Here is a 14,328-nt window from a genome sequence, read left to right on the forward strand (position 1 = left end):
CGGCGGAGGAGTGAGGGCGGCCCGGGACGCGGGTGAGGGTGCGGTGGCGATGGTCGGCTCCGGAGGCGGGCGGGTCTCGTACCGGCGCTGCGGGAGGCCGCCGCCGCGTCACCGACCGGACCGGGGAGCCGGCCGTCGAGCGGGTCGGCGGGGCAGGAGCCGGGGGGACCGGCGGATCGGGTGCCGAGCGGGTCGGCAGGGCGGGTGCCGGGCGGCCAGGCGGATCGGGTGCCGGTCGGACCCGCGTCCGTTCCGCCGGGCAGGACGCCGGTCGAGCGGCCCTCCGCCATCAGGATTCTGACGCCGGGGGAGCACCCCTCCCGCGTCGCCCCGGCTCTGTTCGCGGATGACGCGGTCGTGCTGGTGGACCAGTTCGAAGAGGTGTTCACGCTCTGCCGGAGCCAGACGGAGCGGACGGACTTCATCGAGCTGATCGCCACCGCGCGGGCCCGTGTCGTGATCGCCGTCCGGTCGGACTTCTACGGTCGGTGCGCCGAGTTCGCGTCCCTGGCCCTCGCGCTGCGGCCCTCCACCCTCCTCCTCGGCCCCATGACGTCGGAGCAACTGCGACAGGCGATCGTCGGCCCGGCGACTGCGGAACGTCTGATCGTGGAGCGGGAGTTGACCGCCCGGATCCTCGCCGACGTGGAAGGCGAACCGGGTGGGCTCCCGCTGATGTCGCACGCCCTGCTGGAGGTCTGGCACAGGCGGCGGGGCCGGACGATGACCGTGGCCGCGTACGAGGAGATCGGCGGTGTACGGGGCGCGATCGCCCATACGGCCGAGGCCCTGTTCGCCGGCTTCGACGACGTACGGGCGCGGACCGCCCGCACGCTGCTGTTGCGGCTCGTCACGCCGGGAGGCGGTACCGCGGACACCGGTCGCCCGGTCGCCCGCAGCGAACTGACAGGCATGGAGGGACTGGACCACGCGGAGCAGGTGCTGGAACTCCTGCTGAGAGCGCGTCTGTTGACCGCCGACTCCGACACGGTGAGCCTGGCCCATGAAGCGCTCATCGGGGCGTGGCCCCGGTTGCGTTCATGGATCGAGGCGGACCGTGAACTGCTGCGCCTGCAGAGAAGGTTGACGGAGGCCGCGGCGACGTGGACCGATCTGGGGCGGGATCCCGGCGCTCTGTACCGGGGGAGCCAACTGGAGTCGGCGGTCGAGGCGTTCGGCAACGAAGCCGCCGATGTGCGCGCGCTCACGCCCCACGGCCGCGCGAGCGGGCTGACGTCCGTCGAGCGGGCGTTCCTGACGGCCGGCCTCGCCGCGTACGAGGGGGAGCGGCGCGCTTCCGCCCGGGCGGCGCGTGTGCTGCGCGGGCTCGTCGCCGCCCTGTCGGTGCTGCTCTGCCTGGCCGTGGTCGCCGGACTCACCGCCCGCGAGCAGAGCCGTACGGCTGACCGCAGGGCGGACGAGGCGGAGGCCCGCAGGATCGCGGCCGTGGCGGGTACGCTGCGCCGCTCGGACCCCCGGGCCGCCCTGCGGCTGAGCGTGGCCGCCTGGCGTATCGCCGATGTTCCGGAGACCCGGGAAGCGTTGTACGGCGCCGCCGCCCAGCGTGAGGTGGGCCTGCTCGAAGCGGGGTCCGGTGGCGGGGGCCCGGACCGAAATGACACCTGGCGGCGGCTCAGCCAGGACGGTCGCACGCTCACCGTGGTGGGCCCGGACCGCACCCGGCGCTGGGACGTCGCGACGGGCCGCCCGCTGCCCGATCTGCCGGGCCCGGGGCGGCAGGCCGCGTCCATCGTGGCGGTCAGCCCCGACACGGGCACGGTCGCCCTCCGGACCCCCGGGGGTGTGCGGTTGTGGGACCTCGCCGCCGGGGGGTTCGCGGGGGGCGCGTTCGGCCCGCCGGGCGACGAGGTCGATGCGTGGTTCGGCGCGGCCGCGCGCACGGTCGTCGTGCACCGGCGCGGGGGACCGGTCCAGGTCTGGGACGCGCGCGAGGGCCGGATGTCGCTCGATACGGGGCGGAGCCGGGGGGAGGTCCGGGCCCTGGCGGTCGCGCGGGAGGGGCCGCTGCTCGCTTTCTGCCCGGACGGTGACGTGCTCCAGGTGTGGGACGTACACGCGGGCCGCGAGCTGTCGACGCCCTGGGCGGCGGAGGCCGACGTGTGCGGCCGGGGCGAGTTCCAGTTCACCCCGGACGGGCGGGCGCTCGCGGTCGGCGTCCCGTCCGGGGTGAGGAGCTGGGAGGTGCGGTCGGGGCGGGAGCGCCCGCGGATCCGCACGGAGGGCGCGGGGCGGACGGCGGCGGGGACCGTCCCGGACGCGGCGTTCAGCGCGGACGGGTCCCTCGTCGCGACGCTGGCCGCCGGGTCACTGCTGCTCTGGTCCGCCGACGACCCGTCCACCCCGCTCTTCCGCCACCGGGTCCCCGCGTCGAGCACGAGCGAGCTGACCCTCGATGTGGAGAACGGGGTGGTCCGCTACACGGCGGGCGACAACCTTGCCAGCGCGGTGCACACCGTCTCCCTGACCGGCGTCGCATCGGGCGAGGGGCGGCAGCACGGCGTCGGGCAGCACGGCGATCAGCGGCAGGGCGGTACGCGGCAGGGCGGCGAGCAGGACGGCGGCGGGCAGGAAGACCCGCGAGGCGAGGGCGAGCAGGCAGCCGCCCGGGAGGGCGGGCGGAAGGACGGCCGGGGAGTCCGCTTCGACGCGGCCCGGTTCAACCAGGACGGCACGAGACTCCTCACCGTGCGCCCGGGGAGGGTCGAGCTCCGCGACGGGGCGACGGGCGGTCTGCACGACGCCTTCGCGGCCGCACCGGCCTGTAGCGGCTGCCCGCCCGTTCCGCCGACGTCCTTCAGCCCGGACGGCCGGACCCTGGCCTACGTGAGCGCGCCGGACACCGTCACCCTGCGCACGACCGGCCCGCGCCCCTCGGTGACGGCCCTCCCCTCGCTCTCCGGCGTCGACGGCATCGCGGCCGGAGGCCCGCACTCGGCGGTCGTGACCCGGATGTCGTACGGAGTCGACCTCCTGGCCCGGGACGTACCCCGGAGGACGCTTCCGCGTGAGCGGTACGGACGGCTCCGCGACCGTGACCGGAGCGGCAGGATCATCACGGACGAACGCCGGCTGATCGTTCCGGGCAGCGCCGGTGGAAAGGCGAGCGCGGTTGCCGTCATGCGGGGCGAAGGCCCGGCGGAGACAGCCGCGTTCAGCCCGGACGGCCGCTATCTCGCCATGAGCGACCACGAGGGCCGCGTCACGCTGTGGGACGGTGACGGCAGGACCCGGCTGGCGGTCCTCACCGCCGGTGCGGAGGCGGGTACGGGGCAGGAGAGGGGGCCCTCGGCTCTGGCGTTCTCGGCGGACGGCGCGGTGGTGGCGGTGGGCGACGCTGACGGCGGGTTGCGCTTCTGGCCCACGGACGCCCCCAGGTCGGCGGGCTCCCCGCTTCCCCCGGCGGACGGCCCGGTCCTCGCCCTCGCCTTCGGTCCGGACGCCTCCCACGTGCGGGTGGCGACTTCCCGCACCCCGGTCCGTACGTACCCGCTGGGCCTGGAACGTACGGCCGCGTCGGTGTGCGCGAGGGCGGGCGGCGGGATGACCCGGCAGGAGTGGGCGTTGTACCTGCCGGCCGTCACGTACCGCGCCACGTGCTGAGCACGTACTGAAGAGGCGGCACGGGACGACGGTCATGTGCACGTCGTCCGGCGCCGGCGCCTGGGGCCTTCCGGCCGGAGTACGGGGGTACCGCACCATCCCCTCGCTCCGTGATGGAGCTGTCCTGTGACGACCGTCACCACGAATTCTCCGGGGGCGTGTCGACCGGATGGGCGGCGGCGGGCGTATACCCGGTGAAGCGAAAGACCCGGGAGCGACATGTGACCGTCGAGGAGTTCGAAGAGTTCTACGCCCAGGCGGTCGCGCGGCTCACAGGACAGCTGTACGTGATGACCGGCGACCTCCAGGAGGCGCAGGACGTCGTGCAGGAAGCGTTCGTCAAGGCGTGGGTGCGGCGGGGGCGGCTGGAGCGTGAGGGGCAGCCCGAGGCGTGGATCCGTACCGTCGCCTGGCGGCTCGCGGTGAGCCGTTGGCGCTTCCGGCGGCGCTCCGCGGACGCGTGGGGCCTGGGGAGCGGGCGGTCGCCGGAGCACGTGGAGCCGCCGGGGCCGGACCACGTGGCGCTGGTCGCCGCGCTCCGGGAGCTGCCCGCCCAGCAGCGGCGGACGTTGACCCTGCACTACCTGTGCGACCTCACGGTCGAGCAGATCGCCGGGGAGACCGGGCTTTCCACCAGCACGATCAAGACGCATCTGGTTCGCGGCAGGGCGGCGCTCGCGCACCGGCTGCAGGACCCCCGCATCGAGGAGGCACGTGATGTCTGAACGGCGGGATCCGTTGCGGTCCCTGTTCCGGGAGGCCGGCGAGTTCGGGCAGATCCGCGCCGAAGCGGACGACGCGGCGAGGATCACCCAGCGCGGCATGCGCGCCCAGCGCCGGCGGATGGCCGCGGTCGCGGTGGGCGTCTGCCTGGTCGTGGGCGGGGGTGGCGCCGCGGCGGTGGGCCTGCTGCCGGTACGGCCGCAGCCCGTCGCCCCGGCCACCGACCCGACGCCCAGCTACCCGTCGCCCGTCCCCTCCGAGCGCCTGCCGACCGATCCGCCGTCGCCGAGCACCACGCTGCCGAACGACACGTCACCGGGGGAGGCGGGGAGTTCGGGGGCGGAGGACCCCACCGGCCTGCCCACGCGGACGGCCATGAGCAGGACCACGACGCCGCAGTCACCGCCGTCGGACACGGCCCCGGCCACCGTCAGGACGTCGGCCACCACGTCCGCGACGACGGACGGCTCCGGCCCGGTGCCCTGACCCCGGGGCCGGGCCCCCTACGCTTCTCCCGCGCCCCGGCGGCTACCGGGCCATCCCGTACACCCCCGTACGCCCCATGCCCCACCCTGCCTCGGCGCACCCGCGAGGCGCGCCCGAAAGGTGCCTGAGTTGACCACGCTGTCCCCCGGACCACGTCCCCCGTCCCCCGCCCCCCGGTCCCCGTCCCCCGGACCTCTGCCGCCCGCCACCCGCCCGTCGATCCCCGCGCCCCGGACCTCTGTGCGTTCCCAACCGTGCGGGCCCCTCGCGCCGCCGGACGGCCGAGGCCCTGCCGTACCGCCCGGGGGGCAGGGGCACGACACGGGTCCCGGGCCCGGGGGGTGGATCAGGCGGACGGCGGCGCGGCTGGACTCCGCCGACCGCACGGCGCTCGGGCTCTACCTCCTGACCCGCATATCCCTGGCGATCACGGCCCACCTCGCCCGCTGGCTCTTCCCCGGCCAGTCCGGCGCCCGGGAGGCGGCCCCGGTCCTGGCGCCCTTCCAGCACTGGGACGCGAACCACTACCTCCACATAGCGCGCGACGGCTACTTCCCGGCGGGCGAAGGGCCGTGGATCAGCGGCTGGGACAGCCGGGAGGCGTTCTTCCCCGGCTATCCCCTCACCCTGCGGGCCGTGCACGCGGTCGTCCCGGACTGGACGGCCGCCGGTCTGCTGATCTCGTTCGCCGCCGGGGCCGTGGCGGTCGTGGCGCTGGCCCGTATCGCACGGGCGTACCTCCCGGACAGCGCGGCGGGCTCCCGTACGGTGCTCTTCCTCCTCCTCTCGCCGTGCGCGGTGTTCCTGGCGGTCGGCTACACGGAGGCGCTGTTCCTCGCGTTCGCGCTGCCCGCGTGGCTGGCGGCGACGCACCACCGGTGGGCGCTCGCCGCCGTACTGACCACGCTGGGAACGACGGTGCGGATCAGCGGCCTGTTCCTCGCGGCGGCCATCGGGCTGCTGTTCATCCTGGCCACGGCCAAGGGGAAGTCGGCAGCACCCGGGCGGGAGGGGCGGCGGAGCTGGTGGGCGGCGGGCTGGACGCTGCTTCCGGCGCTGCCCCCGGCCGCGTACAGCTGGTACCTGCACGCGCACACCGGCGACTGGATGGCGTGGAAGCACGCGCAGGAACGCGGCTGGTACCGCACGTTCCACACGCCCTGGGAGGCTTGGGGAAACACGTGGACCGGGGCGTTCGGCCACACCCAGTCGACCGGCTACGCGCTCATGTTCCAGGCTGAGTTGGCGGCGATGCTGGTGGGGCTCGCGCTGGTCGCCGTCCTGCTGTACCGGCGTCGCTGGCCCGAGGCGGTGTACGTCATCCTCAGCCTGTGGGCGCTCGGAACCTCGTACTGGTACACCTCCGTCCCCCGCGCGACGCTGCTGTGGTGGCCGCTGTGGATCGGCCTGGCGGCGCTGAGCCTGCGCCGGCCGTGGTTCCGGACGGCGTACCTGTGCGTGGCGGCCCCGGTGACGACGCTGGTCGCCCTGGCGTTCCTGACGGGGAGATGGGCGGGGTGACGTCTCTGGCGGGGGCCGGGCGGGCTGCGTCGGGGCGGGCGGGGCGAGGCGGGAGGGCGCGAAAAGGGAGGAGCGGGACCGTTCCGGTGCCGCGCGGCCCTACGTCTCGGCTTCCTCCCCGCCCGCGGACGACGCCTCTCGGGCGCGCCGCCACTCGCCGAGGCGCTCCCGTGACCACAGGGTCCAGGGGTGTTCGGCTCCCAGCACGCGTGCTCGTGCGTCCGTGATCCGTTCCGCCTCCTCCACCGCCTCGTCGATCCGGCCGACCTCGCCGAGGGCACGGCTGTGCAGCGAACGGGCGGCGAGGGTCTTCGGGTGGTCGAGCCCGTAGGCGTGTTCGCACCCGGCGACGGCGGAGCGGACATGCGGCAGGGCCGCGGGCTGCCGACCCGCGGTGATCAGGGCGAAGCCGAGGTTCAGTTCGGCGTCCAGGGCGATGGGGTGACCGGGGCCGACCACACGGTGGCAGTCCGCCAGCAACGCCGTACCGACCGCCGGATCCGTCTCCGGACCGGCGGTGAACTCCAGCAGGCAGGTCCGTGCCACGAGCGTCGACGGATGGGCGGCGCCGAGTGCGGCGGTCCGGCCCTCCACCGCTCGCCGCACCAGAGCCGCCGCCGCGTCCTTCTGGTCGAGGACCCAGGCGAGCACCGGGGACAGCCCCGCACAGCTCTCCAGCGTCTCGACGGCCCGCTCGCCGAACGCGGCGGTGCAGTCGGCCAGGGCGAGGCGGTGGACCGCCTCCGCCTCCTCGTACCGGCCCAGGCGGTAGAGGGACCGCCCCGTCCGCTGGCGGACCGCGATCACCGCGGGGTGGTTCGCCCCCAGCGCCGTCGTCCCGCAGGCCACCGCCTCCTGCGCCACCGACAGGGCGGACGCGTAGTCGCCGGCCCGGTGGAGCGCGACGGCCAGCCGCAACGTGCACTCCAGCACGCGTGCCACGGTCGCCCGCCCCACCCCCGGCCACTGCGTCGCACGCCGCAGCAGCGCGAGGGCGTGCGGTACGTACGGGGCGAGGGCCGGATCATCGCGCTTCCACGGCCGGGACACCTCCGGCAGCACCGGCAGGAGCAGGTCAGCGGCCGTGGCCACCAGCACGTCACGCTGATCGGCGGGAGTGCCCCGGGCGATGCTCTCCAGCAGTACGCCGTGGGTCCGCAGACAGCGGGGCGGTCCGGGAACCAGGCGGGTGAGCGAGTGGTCGATGAGCCCGCGCAGCGCCGACTCGACCCGGGCCCGGGGCACCACCGGGTCGATGCCCGGACCCGCCAGCAGAGCGAGGGGCAGCGGGTCGTGGGACCAGCACCCGAGCAGCCGGACCAGCGCCGTGGATTCCGGCAGCCCGTGGGCGCGGAGGGAGGCCAGTGACAACTCCCAGGTGCTGCTGGCGAGATGGCGGGACGCGTCGGCTCCGCTGTACGCCGCACCCTGGTCCAGGAGCGCTATGGGATCGATGTCGTCGCCCTGCTGCAGGGCGCGTCCGTACTCGGCCAGACTCCACGGGCTGATCACCTGATGGGCCAGATAGCCGCCCGCCAGGGTGAGGGCCAGAGGGAGCCGGCCCAGCCGGTCGGCGATCTTCGCGGCCTCCTCCGGGGTGCCCCGGTCCGGCGCCAGATCGCACAGCACCTGGGCCGCGTCCTCCCGGGGCAGCACACCGACGTGGTGCAGGGTCGCCCCGGGCCACCAATGGGAGGCGACCTGCCGGGTGGTGACCAGGGTGATGCCCGCCGGACTGGTGCGCAGCCAGTTGCCTTCGCGCAGGATGGCGGGGTCGTCGGCGTTGTCGATCACCAGCAGCCACGGTTGCGCGGACCGGTCCAGCCGATCCCATACGAGGTCGGCCGCCGCTCTCAACCCAGCTCGTGCCGCCGTGAGTTCGCCCTCGCTCGCACCACGGTCGGCGGCCACGGCGAGCATGCCCGCCCGCAAGGACGCCAGGTCGGGGGCGTTCACCCACAGGCCGACACGGCCGCCTTCGGTCGTCGCCGTACGGAAGACCTCCGAGGCGACGGCCGTCTTGCCGCACCCGCCGAGGCCGTGGAGCACGAAGACCTGCTCCCCTCCGTCCTCCGCCAGGGCGGTGCGCAGCCGCGTCATCAGCTCCAGCCGGTCGCGCAGGACGACCGGCGCGCGCCCCACCGCCGGCCGCCTGACGGAGTCGGGTGTGGCGCCTGACGGTTCGGCGGGGGAACCGTGGTGGTGGTGCTCGGTGATGTGCTGGTCGCCCTGGCTCTGATAGACGCGGCCGTTGTCCTCCGCCCGCCCCTCGGTCGGCCCGCTCACCGTTCGGTGATGTGCTGGTCGCGACCGGCCTGGTAGACCCGGGCGCTCCCGGAGGCGGTGGCACGCTGGGCCACGGTCGGCGCCACCGTCCGCTCACCGGGAGCCAGTTCGTCCAGAAGAGCCCGCAGGTCCGCCGCCACCTCGGGGCGCTCGGTCAGCAGCCGCCGGATGCGGCCCTGCCACTCGGCGGCCAGCTCCTCCCCGACGCCGGAGTCGGCCGCCAAGTCGTCACGAGTGTGCGTGAGTTCGGCCGCCACGGCGTCCGCCCGTTCCGGCCTGGCCCGCTGCCAGAGGGCGACGACCCCGTCCCTGGCGCGTTCCCAGGCGTCGGTCGCCATCAGGCCGACGAGGGTCACCCCCGCGCTCTGGGCGAGTGTGGTCAACTCCGGGTCCATCGCGCACGCTCCCTTTTCATGACGCACTCCGCGTACGTGTGGCGCACGCTGTCCTCTCCTGCCGCATGGCCGTGCGGTTGCGGGTTCCTGCCGCCGGCTCCTGCCGGTTCCGGCTGCCGCGGGCTCCTGCCGCGGCCGGTTTCTGCCGCCGGTCGCCGCCGTGGGTTCCTGCCGCCGCGGGCTTCCGCCGATGGTGGACGGTCGCCGCGTGAGCGGTGGGCCCACCTCGCCGGTGAACGCCCGTTCCGTCAGTGGTCGGGTCCGTTCCGTCGGAGGTCGGGCCCGTTCCATCGGTGGTCGGGCCCGTTCCGTCAGTGGGCGGATGATGCCGGAAGCTGGGCGGACGGTCGGCGGACGGCCGGCGGGGCGAGCGGGGCGATCTCCCGTTCGAAGAACGCCGCGATGCTCTCTCCCCGGGCGTACAGGTCCTTGAACTCCGCGACCGTCGCCCGAATCAGACCCGGGTCGGTGAACCTGCGGGCGCCCGCGCCTTTCCCCTCGGCGTCGTAGATCACCGTGTACATCACCGAACGTCCGAGAACGACCACCTCGGGCAGCTTCGCGTCCCGTTCCAGTTCGGCGATTTCCCCGGCGGGGAGAACCCGGATCCTCTCGCCTAATTCCGCACGAAGGCGCAGAAGGTGCATTTCCCACTGCACATAGGGCGAGACGGGGAATTCGACGACGCGGAGCCTGCGGAACGTCAGCCCGCGGGCGGAGGTGTCCCGGAAGTAGGAGGCGATCGGCTCCCGCTCGTCCTCCATCAGGCGGAGCGCGGCGGGCCAGTCGCCGGCGGCGAACGCTTCCCAGCTGGGAGAGCCGGGCTCCTGGAAGGACTGGCCGCGCTCGATCTTGGCGAGCAGGTCGATGTCGCTCGCATGGACGCGGCTGAAGTCGGTCAGGTAGTCGTCCCGGCTGAGGACCTCGCCGGCGCGCCCGTGCACGTGTTCAAACATGGGGGATGTCCGCCTTCGCTGCGATCAGCATCCTCCGGGGGATGACCACGAGGCGTTCGTCGCGACTGACGGAGACCCCGTCCGGCAGCCGCTTCCCCAGGGAGTCGGTGAGGTCGCGTCCGATCACCGCGATGTCGCCGTTCTCCAGCTCCCAGATGTCCGGGCACTCCGGCCCGGTGCTGGTGGCACCCAATTCCTGTGCCGACTTTCCCAGACGTTTCTTGAAACCGGTGTCCGGATCGGCTTCCCAAGGTCTGCCCACGTTGTCGCCCCCGTCGTCCGCTGAGCGCACCAATTTACTCATGACGGAGCGTCAAGGCCATTGTGTAGGGCGAGATTTGGACTGCTGCGTGACGCTTCGAAAGGGGCTGATGTTCTATCGAGGGACAGGTGTTCACCCGGCGGTGGCCCGAGCGCCGACCCGGCCTCCGGCGCATCGCAGTCGAGGCCCACAGGTCGCCCCCTGTGCCGCCGCCGGACGCGCGCTACGGGGCCTCGCTGAGCTTTTCCGCGATGCGGTGGAGGGCGGCGAGTTCGTCCGGGGTCAGCCGGTCGACGAAGTGGCGGCGCACGGACGCGACGTGCGTGGGCGCGGCCTCCCGCAAGGTGTCCCAGCCCGTCGCGGTCAGGACGAGGAGGCAGCCCCGGCCGTCGTTCGGGTCGGGTGCGCGCCGGATGAGCTCGCGGGCCTCCATGCGGGAGGCGTGCCGGGACAGCCGGCTGCGCGACCAGCCCATCTTGGCGGCCTGCTCGTGCAGCGTGCTGGTGCCCTCCGGGTGCTCGGAGAGGGTGCTGAGCACCTCGTAGTCGGGCTCGGACAGGCCCAGCTCGGCCAGGTCGTGAGCGGTGCGGACCTGGACGGCGGTGACCATGCGCAGATACGCCCGCCAGGACTGCTCCTCGTCGGGTGCGAGCCAGTGGACCGGGGCGTCCGACTCATTCGTTGACATGTAACTAATCTAGCGGCTAATTTCGTTTCCATGACAACGAAGCGATTGCGCGTCATCGTCCTGGTCTGCAGTACCCGCCCCAACGCCCTCGGCCCCGCTGTGGGGAAGTGGTTCACCGACACGCTCGGACCGCACGCGGACCTGCTCGGCGTGGACCTCGTCCCCCTGGCGATCGGCGACCTGGGTCTGCCGTTCCTGGACGAGGAGGAACACCCCTCGGCCGGCGTCCACGCGCACGAGCACACACGCCGCTGGAGCCGGATCGTCGACGAGGCGGACGGCTTCGTGTTCGTGACACCGGAGTACAACTACGGCATGCCGGCGACGCTCAAGAACGCCCTCGACTTCCTGGGCCCCGAGTGGGCGTGGAAACCGGCCGGCTTCGTCAGCTACGGCCACACCTCGGCCGGAACGCGCGCGGTGCAGCACGCGAAGCAGGTGGTGACCACGTTGCGCCTGGTCCCGCTCGGAGCGACCGTCGCCCTGCGGATCGCGGACGCGATGCGAGGGGAGCGCCTGGAACCCGAGGCGCGCCACGCGGAGGCGGCGGAGGGCCTGCTGGAGGAACTGGTGCGGGTGGCACGGGCGTTGACCCCGGTACGGGAGCGGAGCGCGGCGACCGTCGAGGGTCCGCTCCCCGGCTCTTACGCCCGGCGGCTCGGCCCGGACGACGCCGGCCAGGTGCTGGTGCTCCAGCGTTGCTGCTGGACGGAGGAGGCGCTCGCCAACGGCACGTTGGCGATTCCGGCCCTCCACGAGTCGCCGGCCGACGTACAGGCCTGGCTGGCCGCCTGGGACGTCACGGGCCTCTGGCGCGACGGCCGCCTCCTCGGCCTGGTCCGCACGTGCCGCGTCGACGGCGACCTGCACGTCGGTCGGCTCGCCGTAGCCCCTGACCTGCGCGGACTCGGCGTGGGCCGCTGGCTGCTGCGGCAGGCCGAGGCGGCGGGGGACGGGTGCGCCCGCATCGTCCTGTCGACCGGCGCGGCCAGCCACCGCAACATCGCGCTCTACCGGCGGCAGGGCTACGTGCCCCTGCCCCAGGCGCACGAGACCGGCGTGGTGGACCTCGCGAAGGCGGTGGCGGTGTGAGCGCGGCGGGGCGGACCGAGCAGGTGGACTGGGTCGAGGTTCCGGTTGGAACGTTGACCCGGGGGACACCGGCCGAAGCCATCGAAGCGGTGGCCCGCCGCTACGCGGACACGGGCGTCCCGGCGGACTGGTACCGGAAGGAGGCCCCGGCCGCCGCGGTCCACGTACCGGCGTTCCGGATCGCCCGTACGCAGGTCACGGTCGAGCAGTGGGCCCGTTTCGCGGCGGCCACCGGGCGACCGGCACACCGCAGGGGGCGCCGGGCCACCCGGTCATCGGCGTCACCTGGGAGGAGGCGACGGCGTACTGCCGCTGGCTCGGAGCACGCCTCGAACTCCCCGTACGCCTGCCCACCGAGGACGAGTGGGAACGTGCCGCGCGCGGCGACGACGGCAGGGAGTTCCCGTGGGGTGAGGAGTACCGCACGGGCCTGGCCAACCTGGTGGACCTGGGCGTGGGCACGACGACGCCGGTCGGCTCTTTCCCGGAGGGCGCGAGCCCGTTCGGCGTCCTGGACATGGCGGGCAACGCCGACGAGTGGACGTCCACGCTCTACGCCCCGTACCCGGGCGCGCCCGCCGAGGTCCCGGAGACCGAGGACTGGGCCTTCGACCCCCACATCACCCGCGGCGGCGCCTTCCGCCACGACCGCGACCTGGCCCGCTGCGCCCGCCGCCACGGCGCGTACGAGGAGGACCTGGCGGCGATCGGTGTCGGGTTCCGGGTGGCGGTGTCGGGGGCGTCGGAAGCGTAGGGGCGGATCTTCGAGGGCGGCGGCCTCGGGCGGGCCGCGCCTGGACGCTCCCGGGCCGGGGGCAGGTGCGGCGGGTGGCTCGACGGACCACCCCCGCGTGAGCGGGGACCACCCGGTCTGGGCGCAGCTCGGCTTTCGCACCGCGGGACCACCCCCGCGTGCGCGGGGACCACCAGGCGACGGTGCGGTAGTGCCAGTGCGGCCGGGGACCACCCCCCCCGCCTGCGCGGGGACCACTCGGCCGAGCCCTGTTACGACACCGCGCGCTCGGGACCACCCCCGCGTGCGCAGGGACCACTCGTCCTGCGCGCTCGCCTGGCGACGGTGCAGGGGACCACCCCCGCGTGCGCAGGGACCACCCTTCGTGACCTGGTGGTTTAGGTGGCGGACCGGCGGTTTTTGCCTACTTCTTGGAAAACCGGCATTTCTCGCCTTTCGTGTGAAGCGTTCACGCATGTGCGGTGCGGCTGGTGTCATTGTGCCTGGCGCTGATTCGGCCGGTCCGGCTTGAGCGTGAGAGCTGGGGCGCCGTGCTCCGTATGCGTTGTACCTGGCGTGTGCGTGGTAGCCCTTCTGCTTACGCTTGTCCGTGCCGCCGTTGCTGGCCGCGCTCAACTCCCGGGCCGCCTGAGCGATCTGCAATTCCATCCGCGATCCGGCGGCACCCCCTCACCATCCATCACATCCTGGGCTTCCACTCAGTGCACGCGGAGGGCGTCATGACGGTTCTCAGGTTTCTCGGCACCACCAGTGACGACGGGGATGGCCCCACCCTCTACGAGGTTGAGGGCTCCACCGACGTGCTCGTTCAGGGCGAGCGAGCGACCGACCCCGCCCAGCTTGCCCAACTCCGTGACGTGAAGGCGAGTGAGCCGTTCGTCCTCATGCCACGCGATCTCTTGGCCCGTTTCGCCCCACGCGCCCCGGCGGCCGGGACGGTCCCGTTCTCCGAGATCGCGCCGCTGTTCCGTGAGTTCCGCCATACCGCGTTCCGCCTGGAGACCCGACGGGGATACGCCTCCGACCGCAACAGCTCGAAGTGGGAGCGGTGGAAGGGGGGCGCGGACATCTCGGCCGAGCCGGACAACGCGTGGCGCGAGAACGTCCGTAAGCAGACTGCGCAAGGGAAGCGGTTCGAGCGGGTCAGGCTCGTTGATCAGCCCCTCACGGAGGGGCAGCAGTTCCTTCTGGCCAGCGGATTGAGCAACGTGGCCGCCGGCGAGGACATCCGCAATCTGCCGAGGGCACAGGCGTCCCGACTGGGCCTTCCGGAATACGACTTCTGGCTCTTCGACTCCCGGCTGGTCGCCCGCTTCGTATTCGCGGAGGACGATACGACTCTCGGCGTCATCCTCAGCGAAGACCCGGCCGAGGTCGCCTTCGCCTGCCAAGTACGAGACGCGGCCTGGCATCATGCGACGCCCACTGCTGACTTCTCGGCTCGGCTCGGGGGACTGGAACCGCAGTGACGACCGAACTTGCAGAGGAGCGCCGCGTATACGAGGCGCCGGCGCCTCCTCCGAGTGGCTGGCCTTGGGAGCGAT

The 14,328-nt window shown here is 73.6% G+C and carries 10 protein-coding genes and 2 pseudogenes; 7 read left to right on the forward strand and 5 right to left on the reverse strand.

Going from position 1 to position 14,328, the window contains the following annotated elements; genetic code table 11:
• Positions 1-78 precede the first annotated feature (78 nt).
• The 4 genes and pseudogenes from IF19_RS0113755 to IF19_RS0113770 form a co-directional block, all read left to right on the forward strand.
• Positions 79-3,621, forward strand: a pseudogene (locus tag IF19_RS0113755) (WD40 repeat domain-containing protein); the annotation flags it as partial.
• Between the two features lie 221 nt (positions 3,622-3,842).
• Positions 3,843-4,346: a SigE family RNA polymerase sigma factor gene (locus tag IF19_RS0113760; protein ID WP_030113298.1), complete on the forward strand. Its 504-nt coding sequence runs from the start codon at positions 3,843-3,845 to the stop codon at positions 4,344-4,346.
• Positions 4,339-4,830, forward strand: coding sequence for a hypothetical protein (locus IF19_RS0113765; protein WP_030113297.1), 492 nt, complete (start codon positions 4,339-4,341; stop codon positions 4,828-4,830). The genes IF19_RS0113760 and IF19_RS0113765 overlap by 8 nt, the downstream gene beginning before the upstream one ends.
• A 129-nt stretch (positions 4,831-4,959) precedes the next feature.
• On the forward strand, positions 4,960-6,351 hold the full coding sequence (locus IF19_RS0113770) for a mannosyltransferase family protein (protein WP_418952937.1): 1,392 nt from the start codon (positions 4,960-4,962) through the stop codon (positions 6,349-6,351).
• A gap of 99 nt (positions 6,352-6,450) precedes the next feature.
• Here IF19_RS0113770 and IF19_RS0113775 read toward each other — a convergent pair whose 3' ends face one another.
• The 5 genes from IF19_RS0113775 to IF19_RS0113795 all read right to left on the reverse strand — a co-directional run bounded on the left by IF19_RS0113775 (position 6,451) and on the right by IF19_RS0113795 (position 10,938).
• Complete coding sequence (locus IF19_RS0113775) at positions 6,451-8,637, reverse strand: tetratricopeptide repeat protein (RefSeq protein ID WP_030122198.1); 2,187 nt, start codon at positions 8,635-8,637, stop codon at positions 6,451-6,453.
• Complete coding sequence (locus IF19_RS0113780; protein ID WP_030113293.1) at positions 8,634-9,032, reverse strand: hypothetical protein; 399 nt, start codon at positions 9,030-9,032, stop codon at positions 8,634-8,636. The genes IF19_RS0113775 and IF19_RS0113780 overlap by 4 nt, the downstream gene beginning before the upstream one ends.
• A 311-nt stretch (positions 9,033-9,343) precedes the next feature.
• Complete coding sequence (locus tag IF19_RS0113785; protein WP_050493096.1) at positions 9,344-9,988, reverse strand: DUF6879 family protein; 645 nt, start codon at positions 9,986-9,988, stop codon at positions 9,344-9,346.
• Positions 9,981-10,250, reverse strand: a complete 270-nt coding sequence (locus tag IF19_RS0113790) for a hypothetical protein (RefSeq protein WP_030113291.1) — start codon at positions 10,248-10,250, stop codon at positions 9,981-9,983. Before IF19_RS0113790 ends, IF19_RS0113785 begins: the two co-directional genes overlap by 8 nt.
• Before the next feature lie 223 nt (positions 10,251-10,473).
• Entirely contained in the window at positions 10,474-10,938 is a 465-nt protein-coding gene (locus tag IF19_RS0113795) for a MarR family winged helix-turn-helix transcriptional regulator (RefSeq protein WP_030113290.1), read from the reverse strand.
• Positions 10,939-10,968: 30 nt separating this feature from the next.
• Between IF19_RS0113795 and IF19_RS0113800 the strand changes: the two genes are divergently transcribed.
• The 3 genes and pseudogenes from IF19_RS0113800 to IF19_RS01000000134725 all read left to right on the forward strand — a co-directional run bounded on the left by IF19_RS0113800 (position 10,969) and on the right by IF19_RS01000000134725 (position 14,253).
• Complete coding sequence (locus tag IF19_RS0113800; protein ID WP_030113289.1) at positions 10,969-12,030, forward strand: bifunctional NAD(P)H-dependent oxidoreductase/GNAT family N-acetyltransferase; 1,062 nt, start codon at positions 10,969-10,971, stop codon at positions 12,028-12,030.
• Positions 12,027-12,885 (forward strand): annotated as a pseudogene (locus IF19_RS01000000134720) (formylglycine-generating enzyme family protein). Before IF19_RS0113800 ends, IF19_RS01000000134720 begins: the two are co-directional and overlap by 4 nt.
• A gap of 618 nt (positions 12,886-13,503) precedes the next feature.
• Positions 13,504-14,253 (forward strand): DUF6879 family protein, encoded by a 750-nt coding sequence (locus IF19_RS01000000134725; RefSeq protein WP_030113288.1) that lies wholly within the window; start codon positions 13,504-13,506, stop codon positions 14,251-14,253.
• Positions 14,254-14,328: the final 75 nt, after the last annotated feature.

Source organism: Streptomyces californicus (assembly GCF_000717645.1).
Taxonomy (GTDB): domain Bacteria; phylum Actinomycetota; class Actinomycetes; order Streptomycetales; family Streptomycetaceae; genus Streptomyces; species Streptomyces californicus.